Source organism: Neisseria sp. P0008.S010, assembly GCF_051962715.1.
GTDB classification, from domain to species: domain Bacteria; phylum Pseudomonadota; class Gammaproteobacteria; order Burkholderiales; family Neisseriaceae; genus Neisseria; species Neisseria elongata.
This window is the reverse complement of the sequence record NZ_JBQCVA010000283.1, coordinates 1-274: the sequence shown is the minus strand read 5'-3', so window position 1 is coordinate 274 and position 274 is coordinate 1. Positions and strand designations below refer to the sequence as shown.

Annotated in this window: 1 rRNA gene; it reads right to left on the bottom strand. The window is 52.6% G+C overall.

The window, feature by feature from the left end:
• Nucleotides 1-274 (bottom strand): 16S ribosomal RNA (locus ACTHSL_RS13600); the annotation flags it as partial.

Genomic DNA, 274 nt, shown 5'->3' with positions numbered 1-274 from the left:
GACTACAAGGGTATCTAATCCTGTTCGCTACCCACGCTTTCGCACCTCAGCGTCAGTCTGAAGCCAGGAAGCCGCCTTCGCCACAGATGTTCCTTCCGATATCTACGCATTTCACCGCTACACCGGAAATTCCGCTTCCCTCTCTTCGACTCTAGTCTCACAGTATCGATTGCAGTTCCCAGGTTAAGCCCGGGGATTTCACAACCGACTTACAAGACCGCCTACGTGCCCTTTACGCCCAGTAACTCCGATTAACGCTTGCACCCTCTGTATT